At 70.8% G+C, this 11,622-nt stretch carries 12 protein-coding genes and 1 pseudogene; 5 read left to right on the forward strand and 8 right to left on the reverse strand.

Features of this window, described 5'->3' with window-relative positions; genetic code table 11:
• From ACZ5VD_RS30910 to ACZ5VD_RS30935, 6 genes are all read right to left on the reverse strand, one after another.
• Nucleotides 1-343, reverse strand: a 343-nt coding sequence (locus tag ACZ5VD_RS30910) for an ATP-binding cassette domain-containing protein (RefSeq protein WP_468684009.1), incomplete at its 3' end; no start/stop codon positions are given.
• An 89-nt stretch (nucleotides 344-432) separates the two neighbouring features.
• The gene (locus tag ACZ5VD_RS30915; RefSeq protein ID WP_468684012.1) at nucleotides 433-1,107 is read right to left on the reverse strand and encodes an HAD family hydrolase; all 675 of its coding nucleotides are present in this window, start codon (nucleotides 1,105-1,107) and stop codon (nucleotides 433-435) included.
• Between the two features lie 316 nt (nucleotides 1,108-1,423).
• Nucleotides 1,424-2,041, reverse strand: a complete 618-nt coding sequence (locus tag ACZ5VD_RS30920; protein WP_468684013.1) for a hypothetical protein — start codon at nucleotides 2,039-2,041, stop codon at nucleotides 1,424-1,426.
• Between the two features lie 116 nt (nucleotides 2,042-2,157).
• On the reverse strand, nucleotides 2,158-3,438 hold the full coding sequence (locus tag ACZ5VD_RS30925) for an ABC transporter permease (protein ID WP_468554994.1): 1,281 nt from the start codon (nucleotides 3,436-3,438) through the stop codon (nucleotides 2,158-2,160).
• Nucleotides 3,435-4,166, reverse strand: a complete 732-nt coding sequence (locus ACZ5VD_RS30930) for an ABC transporter ATP-binding protein (protein WP_468554995.1) — start codon at nucleotides 4,164-4,166, stop codon at nucleotides 3,435-3,437. Before ACZ5VD_RS30930 ends, ACZ5VD_RS30925 begins: the two co-directional genes overlap by 4 nt.
• Nucleotides 4,163-5,545 (reverse strand): efflux RND transporter periplasmic adaptor subunit, encoded by a 1,383-nt coding sequence (locus tag ACZ5VD_RS30935; RefSeq protein WP_468684014.1) that lies wholly within the window; start codon nucleotides 5,543-5,545, stop codon nucleotides 4,163-4,165. Before ACZ5VD_RS30935 ends, ACZ5VD_RS30930 begins: the two co-directional genes overlap by 4 nt.
• Nucleotides 5,546-5,625: 80 nt before the next feature.
• Between ACZ5VD_RS30935 and ACZ5VD_RS30940 the strand changes: the two genes are divergently transcribed.
• Nucleotides 5,626-6,396 (forward strand): response regulator transcription factor, encoded by a 771-nt coding sequence (locus tag ACZ5VD_RS30940; protein ID WP_468554997.1) that lies wholly within the window; start codon nucleotides 5,626-5,628, stop codon nucleotides 6,394-6,396.
• On the forward strand, nucleotides 6,372-8,273 hold the full coding sequence (locus tag ACZ5VD_RS30945) for a sensor histidine kinase (RefSeq protein ID WP_468554998.1): 1,902 nt from the start codon (nucleotides 6,372-6,374) through the stop codon (nucleotides 8,271-8,273). Before ACZ5VD_RS30940 ends, ACZ5VD_RS30945 begins: the two co-directional genes overlap by 25 nt.
• A 164-nt stretch (nucleotides 8,274-8,437) precedes the next feature.
• On the opposite strand, the gene ACZ5VD_RS30950 is transcribed toward ACZ5VD_RS30945, so the two are convergent.
• On the reverse strand, nucleotides 8,438-9,292 hold the full coding sequence (locus tag ACZ5VD_RS30950) for an NmrA family NAD(P)-binding protein (RefSeq protein ID WP_468684016.1): 855 nt from the start codon (nucleotides 9,290-9,292) through the stop codon (nucleotides 8,438-8,440).
• Nucleotides 9,289-9,714, reverse strand: coding sequence for a nuclear transport factor 2 family protein (locus ACZ5VD_RS30955; RefSeq protein ID WP_468684018.1), 426 nt, complete (start codon nucleotides 9,712-9,714; stop codon nucleotides 9,289-9,291). The genes ACZ5VD_RS30950 and ACZ5VD_RS30955 overlap by 4 nt, the downstream gene beginning before the upstream one ends.
• Before the next feature lie 91 nt (nucleotides 9,715-9,805).
• Here ACZ5VD_RS30955 and ACZ5VD_RS30960 point away from each other — a divergent pair, with 91 nt between their 5' ends.
• From ACZ5VD_RS30960 to ACZ5VD_RS30970, 3 genes and pseudogenes are all read left to right on the forward strand, one after another.
• On the forward strand, nucleotides 9,806-10,399 hold the full coding sequence (locus ACZ5VD_RS30960; RefSeq protein WP_468684019.1) for a TetR/AcrR family transcriptional regulator: 594 nt from the start codon (nucleotides 9,806-9,808) through the stop codon (nucleotides 10,397-10,399).
• Nucleotides 10,400-10,446: 47 nt separating this feature from the next.
• Nucleotides 10,447-10,773 (forward strand): annotated as a pseudogene (locus ACZ5VD_RS30965) (hypothetical protein); the annotation flags it as partial.
• Between the two features lie 213 nt (nucleotides 10,774-10,986).
• Nucleotides 10,987-11,535, forward strand: coding sequence for a DUF1062 domain-containing protein (locus ACZ5VD_RS30970; RefSeq protein WP_468555002.1), 549 nt, complete (start codon nucleotides 10,987-10,989; stop codon nucleotides 11,533-11,535).
• The last annotated feature ends 87 nt before the right edge of the window (nucleotides 11,536-11,622 follow it).

Consider the following 11,622-nt stretch of genomic DNA (forward strand, 5'->3'; position numbering starts at 1 on the left):
TGCGGGTGAGGTGGTGGAGGTCGGCCATGAGGAGCATGTTCTCCTCGCCGGTGATGAGGCCGTCGACGGCGGAGAACTGGCCGGTGACGCCGATGCTGGCGCGGACGGCCTGGGGGTGGGTGGCGAGGTGGTGGCCGCCGACGTGGAGGTCGCCGGCGTCGGCGGTGATGAGGGTGGAGAGGATCTTCACGGCGGTGGTCTTGCCGGCACCGTTCGGACCCAGCAGAGAGAAGACGGTGCCGGCCGGCACGGCCAGGTCGATGCCGTCGAGGACCGTCTTGTCGCCGTAGGCCTTGCGCAGCCCGACGGCTGAGATCGCGAGTTCGTTGGTCGTTGTCGTCATGCGACAGAGACTGCGGCAGAGCGCATTCAGCGCGGTTTCACGACGGTTTCAGCGCCCTGGAACCGGGCGGCGGATTGCTACCGCCCCGCTCAGTGGTTCCCTGGGGGCCTTTGCCTTCCGGGTGCCCTGATGGCGTGGTCGATCGCGGAGGCGACGTCGGGAGCGATGTGGGTGGGCCGGTAGGAGTCCTGGGGCCAGGCTCGTCCGTCCGTCACCCACACGCTGGGCAGGCCGAGCGCGTCGGCGCCCGCGATATCGGCGTGCGGTGAGTCGCCGATGACCCATGCGCCCGGCAGAGGGAGCCCGACGGTGGCGGCTGCCGCATGGAAGATCTCCGGCTCCGGCTTCTTGTGGCCGACGTCTTCGGAGATGACCCAGCCTTGGACGAGCTGGTCGAGTCCGGTGGTGCGAATCTTCGCTTCCTGCTGGACGGTGCGGCCGTTGGTGACGATGACGCAAGTCCAGCCGTCCTCCCGCGCTGTGCCCAGTGCCTCGCGGGAGGACGGCGCCAGGACGACGCGATCGGCGGCACCGTGGTCGAGAAGGGCATGGACGGCGGTGGGTGCCACCGCCTCGCCGTACCGGTCGGTCAGGGCTGCGGCGACTTCGTGGCGCATGGTGTAGCCCCCGGCGTCGACGGCCATGGCCCACGGGAGGTCGGAGGCGGGCAGGCCGTGCTCGGCAAGGAAGTCGACGACGGCGGCGCGGAAGGCCGCATCGCGGTCGACAAGGGTGTTGTCGAGGTCCAGCAGCAACAAGGGCATGCCCGACACCAGATCATGGAAGGTGGCTGCGAGGCAGCCCGGTTTCCACCCGGCGCGGGGCGTGTTGCCGCGGGGGAGTCCTCACGGCGTCCGGTACGGCGCAGGCGTCGGGTTTCGCTGCCTGCGCCGTACGTCGTCGGGGTGAATGACGTCCCGTGCCCGCCGGGGTGGACCCTTGCCGGTGTCGGCCCTCGTGAACGGGCCGCACCCTCGGTGAGGTCAGCCCAAGTGGACGGGCGCCGCACCCTCGGTGTGTTGTTCCTCGGCGGCGTCGACGGCCAGGAGTGCGACCGCCAGGCCCGCCGCCGGTGACCCGTCACCCGTCCTTGTCGCCGAACGCCTCGATGCGGCAACGCTTTTGGAGTTCCGGCAGGTTGGGGACGTCGACCCCGCCGGAGGGCCAGCTGTAGCCCTCGCCGTCGGGCATCGGTTCCACCTTGACGCCTGCCTCGCGCAGACAGGCGATCTCGGCCCGGAAGTCGTCCATGTAGTGCGGGTTCTTCGCCCGGTCCAGCTCGGGCGGATCGAGGGGGAGCTTCGATATGCAGGCTTTGGCCGCCGCGGGGTAGGCGCGGTGGGACTGGTCGGGGACGGATTTGCCGTCCTTGATGATGTTCTGCATGGGCACCCCGTGGTCGTGGATGCAGGCCGACCAGATGTTGAACAGGCGGGTCTCCTCCTCCTGGCTCGTGTCCAGGCGCAGTTGAGGGCGCCCCGCCTCGGGATCCGGGGTCTGTTTCCCCCGCGCCTTGCCGGACGCGGCGCCCGACTCCGTCACGGAAGCCACGTCCGGGCCGGAGGCGGTGTCCTTACCGCACGCGGTCAGGGTGGCGAGCGCGAGGACCGCCATGGCCGGTGCGAGGAGGGGCGGTACGCGCCGGAACAGGGTCCGGAACCGGTGCTGGGCGTCGGGAGGGCAGTGGCGAAGGTTCATGTCTCCTGGTTTCTCCGGGCCGGCTTCTCTGCGAGGGCGGGATGGGTTCATGGGTTTGGGGGCTGATGGGGACCGCGCCGAACACGGCCTCCGGACAAGGGGCTTGGCCTCCCGTTTCATGCCGAGGCGAGCGCTTCCGTCGGGGACAGACGTGCGGCGCGCAGTGACGGGTACAGTCCGGCGATCGCTCCCACCAGGACGGTCCCGGCGACGCCGCCGGCCACCGCGGTCAGTGGGATGACCGGGGGCCATCCCTGGTACGCGGTGTAGGCGAGGGTGGTGAGGACGCCGAGCAGGGTGCCGGCCAGGCCGCCGAGGGTGGACAGGGCGATGGACTCGGTGAGGAACTGCAGCCGGATGTGGCCGCGCGTGGCGCCGAGGGCCCGGCGCAGGCCGATCTCGCGTCGTCGTTCGAGGACCGAGACGACCATGGTGTTGGCGACGCCGACCCCGCCGACCACCAGCGCCACCCCTGCCAGCCCGAGGAAGAGCGCCGAGAAGGTGCTCTGGGTGTCGCGTTTGGCGGCGAGGGCGTCCGAGGGGCGGCTGACCATGATGACGCCCGGCAGGCTGGGATTGACCGTGTCGGCAAGGACCTCCCGTACCGCTTCGATCCGGGACTCCTCGGCCTTCACGTAGATGAGCGTGGGATGCCCGTCGAAGTCCAGTTCGGCGCGGGCGGGTTGCCAGGGGACGAGGACGGACCGGTCGATGTCGGGGGAGAGCGGGGTCTGCTCCAGGACGCCGATGACGGTGAACCAGCGGTCGTTGATGTAGATCTGCGGGTTGGCGCCGCCGGGTGGGACGCTGGGCAGTCCGAGCCGGGCGGCCGCCACCGAGCCGAGCACCGCGGTGGGGAACCCGTCGGACGTCCGGTCCAGGAAGCGCCCCGACTGCACACGCGCGTTGATGAGGGACAGCAGGTTGTCCTCGGCCGCGAGGACGGTCAGCCCCGCGTAGGTGTTCGGGTCCACCTTGTCCGAACGGTTCACCACGGCATGGGTGTTGGCGACCGCGCTGACCGCGGTGACGGGGCCGACGCGGGCGACCATGGCGACCGACTCCTCGGACAGGACCACCGGCGGTTTGAGGTCGGGCTGGGCCTGTGCCGTGAGCATGTTGGTGCCGAGCGCGGACAGCCGTTCCATCAGCGCCTTCTGGCTGGACGCGGGGATGGCGGTCACGACGATCATCGTGGCGATACCCAGCGAGATACCGAGGGCGGACAGGGCGGCCCGAACTCTGCGGGTGCGGATGCCCAGCAGGCCCAGAACGAGGACGTCCCGAGGAGAGAGCCGGACCGGCCGGATCCGCAGGGCCCTACCGGCGGCCTGCGCGGGGGAGGGGGCATGACCGGCGGCCGGTGGTGCCGGGGCGGTCGGGGTACGGGGGCTCACGAGGGGACGTCCATGGGGTCGAGGTGGGTGTCGGCCACGAGGCGTCCGTCGAGAATCTCCAGCCGTCGGGGCAGCCGGTCGGCGATCGTCCGGTCGTGGGTGATCACGGCGATGGTCGTGCCCTGGCCGTTGAGGTCCGACAGCAACCGGAGCACCGCTTGTCCGTTGACGGTGTCGAGGGCGCCGGTGGGCTCGTCGGCCAGGACGAGCGCGGGCCGGTTGACCAACGCGCGGGCGACAGCGACCCGTTGCCGCTCACCGCCGGACAACTGGTGCGGCAGATGGTGTTCCCGGCGGCCCAACCCGACCTGCGCCAGCGCCTCGCGGGCCATCGGCCGTCGCCGTCTTCGCGGCACACCGCTGTAGACCAGCCCCGTGGTGACGTTCTCGACCGCGCTCAGTCCGTCGGTGAGGTGGAAGTGCTGGAAGACGAAGCCGAGATGGCGGCTGCGGAGCGTGGAGACCTGCCGGTCGGTGAGGGCGGCCACGTCCTGACCGGCCAGTTCGACCGAGCCGCTGGTGGCGCGGTCTAGGGTGCCCATGATGTTCAGCAACGTGGACTTTCCCGAACCCGACGGCCCGACGATGGCCACGAACTCGCCTTCACGGATCGTCAGTGACACGTCGTCGAGTGCCGGCACAGCGCCATAGACACGGCTGACCCCGCGTACCTCCAGAACCGGGGGCGGGAGTGAGGTCGGTGACGAGGGTGGGAGGGGGAGTGTCATGACGTGGTCACCACCCTCGTTCCGGCCGTGATCGATCCGCCGATCTCGACCAGGCCCTTGACGAAGAGCCCTGTGGTGACCTTGACCAGCTTCCCGCTCCGGAGCTGCACCGCGTAGCCGCCCTCGCTCAGCGCGAGCAGCGCGCCGACCGGGACGACCAGGACGTTCTTCTTGGTCCGGCCGGTGAACCGCACCTGCACGGGTGCCGAGTCGATGCCTCGGACGGCTGTGCCCGCTCCGCCTTCGTCCAGAACGACGGTGATGGTGCGGGTGGGGTCCGCGCCCCCGCCGTCCTCGGTGCCGGATCTGATCATGGTGCCGATCACGCTGATCCTGCCGGGTACCGGCGAGCCGTCGGGCAGCGTGACGTCGACGGTGTTGCCCTTCCTGAAGGCCGAGGAGTCACCCTCGGAGGTCTGTACGGTGACGCGCTTGCCGGTGCCGGTGACGGACAGCAGCTCGCCCGATGCGGCGTCGCCCTTGGTCACCTTGAGCTCGGCGACCCGGACCGCGCCCGTGGTCACGACCACATCGCCGGACTCCAGCACCGAGGTCTCCGGTACTCGCGTATCCCGCTGCCAGCGGCCGATCGCCGCCCTCAGCCCCTGGGTCAGCACCGATTCACCCGGCTGGACCCGCTGGGAGAGGGGCGACGCGGTCGGAGAAGGGCTGCTGGAGACGGTGGGCGACGGACTGCCCGAAGCGGCCTCGGCCCCCTCCGATTTCCCACCGCCCTCCGAGCCCTCGGAGCCGCCCGGTTCCTCACTCCCGCCCGGCTGCTCAGGGCCCTTCGACTCCTGAGCGGGGGCGGCCCACGGCGGGGTGACAAGGGTGCCCACCGCGGGTTGGGCGCCGATGTCGTATCCCAGTGCCCGCAGGTTGTCGGCCACCACCCGCACGTCCGGGCCGACCATGCCCACCGTGTCCAGGCGGCGGTACAGCGGGGTGGAGCCGTAGAAGAGCACGGCCGGCCGGTTGTCGACCCGGTAGAGCTGGTGGCCGCGCTTGACGGTGGTCCCGGCCGTCGGCAGCCAGGTCACCGTCCCGGACGAGGTGCTGCTGATCGCACGGGGGCTGCCGTGGCCGAGCGTCCCGTCGAGGGACACCGAGTCGGAGAGGTCGGTGCGCCGCACCACCGCCGTGCCCACCGACGGAGTCGAGGCCTTCGAGGGTGACCGGGCGGCCTGCGTCCAGTGCGGCACGAGGGCCCCACCGCCCGCGGCGACCGCGAGCACCGCTGTCCCTGCGAGGAGCACGTTCCGGCGGGTCGAGCGGTGCTCAGGTGCGTCCGGGTTCGCGGAACCGGACTCCTGGCCGGGGTCGTCCGGTCGGCGCGAACCGGGCGGGGACGGGCTGACTTTCGAGGTGTGGCGCGGCATGGCCGACAGCCTGTCGGCCGGATATGAAGGTCTGGTCAGGACCGTATGAGTGTCCTGTCCGGGCGGTTACAGTCCCGGCTATGTGCGCGAACGTCCTGGTCGCCGAAGACGACGTCAAACAAGCCGAGATCATCGGCCACTACCTGGTGCGGGAGGGCCATGCGGCCCGGCTCGTTCACGACGGCCGCACCGCGTTGGAGGAGATTCGCCGGTGGCCGCCCGATCTGCTGGTGCTGGACGTCATGATGCCCGGCGTCGACGGCCTGGACATCTGCCGGGTGCTGCGCGCCGAACCCGCCCATGTGGGCCTGCCGGTGCTGATGCTCACCGCGCGCACCACGGAGGAGGACCTGCTGCTCGCCTTCGACCTGGGCGCGGACGAATACGTCACCAAGCCCTACAGTCCGCGCGAGTTGATGGCCCGCATCCGCAACCTGCTCAAACGCGTGGAGCGGCTGGCGGAGGCGGAACTGTCCCTACGGGCGTCGACGGGAACCGCGGGTGACACCACCGGTGTCCGCACGGCAGGGGCGATCACGGTCGACATCCGGCGTCACACGGTCACCGTGGCGGGGCGGCCGGTGCCGTGCACGGCCGGAGAGTTCGACCTGCTCGCCGCCATGGCCGCCGAGCCGGGTCGGGTCTTCACCCGGCGTCAACTGCTCGCCATCAGCCGGGGAACGGACGCCTACATCACCGAACGAACCGTCGACGTGCACGTGTTGAACCTGCGCAAGAAGATCGAGGCCGACCCGCGTTCCCCGGTCCACCTGCTGACCGTCTACAAGGTGGGCTACAAGCTCAACGACCGTGCTCCGGCGGACATGTGCCTGCCCTCGGACAGCTGGTGAAGGCCGCCGGCCCGACCGGGCCCGGCGGCGGACTCCCGGTCCACCGCAGTCTGCTCTTCCGGATGCTCGCCTCGTCACTGCTCATCGTGGTCTGCGCGATCGCGGCCACCGCCTGGCTGGCGGTACGGACCACCACCAACGCCGTACGGGACCAGCAAGGACAGGTCCTGGCCGACGACACCATGATCTACCGCTCCCTGATGGCGTACGCCGCGTCCCATCCCGACTGGCGCGCCGCCGAACCGGTGGTGCGCGACCTCGCCCGCCGCACCGGCCGGCACATCACCGTGACTCCGCAGGACACCGCGCGATCAGTGGCGAGCGGGCCGGTCCCCGACTCCCGGACCCGCGGCAAGGCCTTCGCGACCATCGACCCGCTGCACACCGATCCGTTCCTGTCACCGCAGGCCAGGGGCGGCAGCATCGACCCCGCCGCGCTGGGCCCCTACGCGCTTCGGGCATCGGACCGGCAACGTCTCGACCATGCGGCGGACGCCGTCGCGACCTGCCTCACCGGCGCGAGCGTGCCCTTCGAGCGTTCACCCTCCCCATCGGGCCGTCCGGTCATCGCGCTGCTGTACGACGTCTCGCTCCAGGAACAGATGGCGGGCGCGGACCGGCAGCAGTACCGCGCCAAGTTCGCCGACGACTGCGGACTGCTCGAACTGGACGTCCCGACCGCCGGTGAGGCCCGCGCACTCACCGCTCTCAACGAGGTGGTCAACGCCTGCCTGCGGCGCCAGCAGCTGCCCACGGTGCACCTCGGACTGGACTTCACGTCCCCTGCCACCGCGCAGGGCACCGGTACGCACGCGGCGCGGAACTGCATCGACACCGGCCGCCGCGAACAACTCGCGCCCTACGTCGCCCCCGCGGCCCTGCTCTACGTCGGCGACACCTCCGGCTCCACGGCCGCGCCCTTCGACCTCTCGCCGGCCAACGCCCTGCGCATACTCGTCGTCACCGCGGCGGTCCTGCTCCTCGCCGCGCTCGTCACCGTCATGACCGGCATCCACCTGGTCCGTCCGCTGCGAGCCCTGACCAGGGCGGCCCGGAACCACGACGCGCACCCGCCCCCGGTGCCGATCGCCCGGCCCGACGAGATCGGCCGGCTCACGGCGGCGTTCAACGAACTCTCCGAGCACCGCGCCCGCACCGAACAGCAACGCAAGGTCATGGTCAGCGACATCGCGCACGAACTGCGCACTCCGCTGAGCACCATCCGCTGCGCCCTGGAAGCGACGCAGGACGGCGTCATCGAGGCGGACCAGCACCTGACGGCCTCCCTCCTGGAAGAGGTCCTGCTGCTGCAGCACGTCATCGACGACCTTCAGGATCTCGCCGCCGCCGATGCGGGCGCCCTGCGGCTGTACCCGGAGCCGGTACCGGTCAAGGACGTTCTACGGCATGTGGCAGCCGCCCACCGGGCCGCGGCGGACAATGCGGGGGTCACGCTCCTGGTCCGCGGTCCGGCCGGGCTTGACCTGTGGGCCGATCCGCTGAGGCTGCGTCAGATCGTCGGCAACCTCGTGTCCAACGCGGTCCGCCACACGCCGCGCGGAGGTCGGGTCACCCTCGATGCGCGCGGGGAGGGGGGCACCGCCGTCATCGAGGTGACGGACACGGGCAGCGGTATCACGGAGGAGGATCTGCCCTTCGTCTTCGAGCGGTTCTGGCGGGCGGAGAAGTCCCGCAACCGCAAGACCGGTGGCAGCGGGCTGGGCCTGTCCATCGCCCGGAAACTGACCGAGGCGCACGGTGGCGTGCTGTCGGCCGGCAGCGTGTCCGGACGCGGTGCCACCTTCACTCTCAGGCTCTCCCGGAGCGAGGGGAAGGCCGTTCACCGTGAGGTGGACCATGGCGTGGGAGCGGTGTGAGCGGGTCCCGCAGCCATGGACGGGTGCGGTGAGCGGCAGGGTCGTCAGCGGCCCCGGCCTCTCGCAGCCGAGGTGGCGTCCGCGCCCGACGCGGTTCTGACCACGGCGACCGAGCCAGGACGTACCGGCCGGAACATCGTCGCCCATGTCGAGTCGAGGGGACGTCAGCTCCGCGATCGGCCCAACTCCTGTTCCGCGAAGGCGCGGAAGTCGCGTGCGGGGCGGCCGGTGAGGCGTTCGACCGTGTCGGTGGTGCGGTCCTCGGCACCTTCGGCGATGGCCTGGTCCATGCCGGCGAGCATCGCGGCGAACTCGGCGGGGATGTCGGCGGCCAGCCGGTCGCGCATCTGCTGGTAGGAGAGCGGGTGGTGGGTGACGGTCCGGCCGGTGACCTGGCTGAGGACGGCGGCGATGTCGCCGTAGCTCAGCGCTTGCGGCCCGGTGATGATCATGTCGGTGTTCGGTGCCTGGATCCCGGTGAGTGCGTGGACGGCCACGGCGGCGATGTCGTCGGCGTCGACGAACCCGACGCGGCCGGTTCCGGCCGCCGTGCGAATGGTCCCGTCCGCGCGGACGGTCCGGGCGTGTGCGTGGTCGCCGGTGAAGTTCTGCATGAACCACGAGGGCCGCAGGACCGCCCACTCGGGGAAGAGACCGGGCAGGGCCTGGTGGACCTGCCCCACTGCGGGGCCGCCGGCGGGGATCGCCGACGAGCTGAGCAGTACCGCACGGCGGACTCCCGCGGCGCGGGCCTGTCGGAGGAAGGGCAGCATGACGGCTGCCGGATCGGGGGAACCGAGCGGCGGGATGAGATAGACCCGGTCCACGCCGTCGACGGCGTCCTCGAAGGAGGTGGGGTCGTCCCAGTCGAACCGCACCGGACGGGAACCGTCGACGGGGGTGGCGCGTCGGCTCGCGGCCTTGACGCTCCGGCCCTCGGCGGCCAGTTGGGCGGCGACGCGGCTGCCGGTGGTACCGGTGGCCCCGATGACCAGGGTGGACTCGGCGGAGGGGTTCATCGGTTGCTCCCGGCGAAGTCGGTGGCGGGATCCTGGACGGCGAGCGGGTTCCAGTAGTCGCGGTAGCGGGTGATGAGACCGTTCCTGATGGTGACCACGGCGATGTAGGACATGTCGAAGGGGCTGTCGGTGTCCACCAGTCGACCCACGCCCCGCATCTCGACCACGATGGTCTCCGGGGCGAGGGTCTGGTGGATCTCGACGTAGGGGAAGTCGTGCAGGTCTATGTGGTCGGGGTAGTCGCGCATGTACTCGGCGACGGCCGCCCTGCCCTCCAGCCGCTTGGGCCAGCCGTCCGGGGCGAAGGGGAATTCGAGGACCCCGTCCTCGTCCCAGAGGCCGACCCAGGCGGGGATGTCCTTGTCCAGCAGGAGTTGCAGGCCGTGGCGGTACAGGTCCACCGGTGCGGTGCTCGTGCTCATGGGTCACTCCGTCCAGTACGATACGGACCGTGGGTCCGTTTCACTGGGACGACGATACGGACCCGGGGTCCGTTTCGCAAGGAGGAGTCGTATGCCCGAGCGCAAGCCCCGCGCGGACGCCACCCGCAACCGGGAGGCCGTCCTCGCGGCTGCCGACACGCTCTTCGCTCGGTGCGAGAGCCCTGAGGCGGTCACCATGGCCGACATCGCGGCAGCGGCCGGCGTCGGCAAGGCGACGCTGTTCCGCGGCTTCGGTGATCGCACCGGCCTGATCCAGGCGCTGTACGAGACGCGGCTCGCACCGGTCAGGCACGCCGTCGAAGCGGGAGCACCACCCCTGGGGCCCGCCACCCCGCCGCTGGAGCGCGTCCCCGCTCTCCTCGACGCGGTCCTCTGCTTCAAGATCGACAACCGTCATCTCGCCCTGGCGCTGGAGGGCACCGGCGGTGACAGTCCCTACGCGGCAGAGCACTACGAGCGCTGGCACGGCACACTCCATGCCGCGCTGGAACAGATTCCCGGACTCACCGACGGCGGTTTCGCCGCCCACGCCCTGCTCGCCGCGACCCGCGCCGACCTCGTCGAACACCTCGTCGGCCGACAGGGGGCGACGAGGGATCAGATGCGGGCCCACCTGGCGGCTTTCACCGCCAGGGTCCTGGAAGCCCGTACGCCACTGAACTGAACCGCCGAAGACGCCCGCCGCCGTACGGACCGGGCGTCAGCCTCCGTCTGATCGACACCTTCACCATCGGGCAACGCACCGACCCCGCCCCTCCCGACGCGCAGCTCCACGGCGTCCACGTCGAGGGCCTCTCCAGCCCCGACGTCCGGACCCGGGGGCATGGAGAGGGGCGCCTCCGACGCTCACCGCGGCGTACCCTTCGCCGACCTCCGTGCCGAGATCACCCTCAGCCACGTCGGACAGCGCGGCGGAGACGCGTTCGCCGGCCCGCTCCACGGCGCCCGCTTCACCCGCTGGAACATCACCGTCACCAATGGACGGGCCGGCGGGTGAGGATCGACGCGACCGCGCCGTACAGCGCGACGGTGGCGATCGGTGGACCTTGCGCTCACGCCTCCCGCCCGCCTGGAAAACCGGTGGAACAGCACCGCTGTGCGCAACTACCGTGCTGCCGAACCAAGTTGTCTGGGCGAGGATGTGCCGTTGTACACCGTGTGAGACCTCCCGAGTGCTGATCTGTCGCGCGTCGCGCAGGTGCGCCGCGCTGCTTTTTGCTGCGGACTTCTCACTGGAACCGGTGTACTTCTGTGCTCGAAAACTGGGTGGTCGCGCCCACCTGTCTCCCGCTAGTTCTCCGTCGTTGCCACGTGTGCGCGTCCGAGCGCTTCCGCGTGAACGGCAAGTTCCGCGTCAACGCACATCACAAGCTCCTCGACGCCTGGCTCCTCGCGCTCTGTACCGCTTGCGGGGAGACGGCGAAGCTCACGGTCCTGGAGCGGATGAACGTGCGCTCCGTGCGACCTGAACTGTTGAACCGGATGCATGACAACGACCCCGGCCTGGCAGCCGAGTTGCTCCAGGACCCGGTCGTGCGGCGCCGCAATCGCATCGCCCTCGACTGGGAGAACGCCTGGCGTCTGGACACCGACGGATCGGGTCGCCTGGACCGCGAGGTGATCGACGTCCGGGTCCGCTTCGCGGCGCGGATCCCGGTCCGCCCGGTGCGGCTGATCGCTGAAGGCTGCGGTCTGGCGCGGGCCGAGGTCGAGAGACTGATCACGGAGGGGAAGCTCGTTTCGGCCGTGCGTCTGAGCGGCAAGCTCTCCGGCGACTTCACCTTCACGCTCAAGCGCTGAGCCCTGTTCGGGGCCGGGGGGGGGGGGGGGGGGGGGGGGAGGAAAGAGACCCACCCCAAACAGAGTGGGGGGGGGGGGGCCCAAGGC

Source organism: Streptomyces sp. NPDC032822, assembly GCF_055578825.1.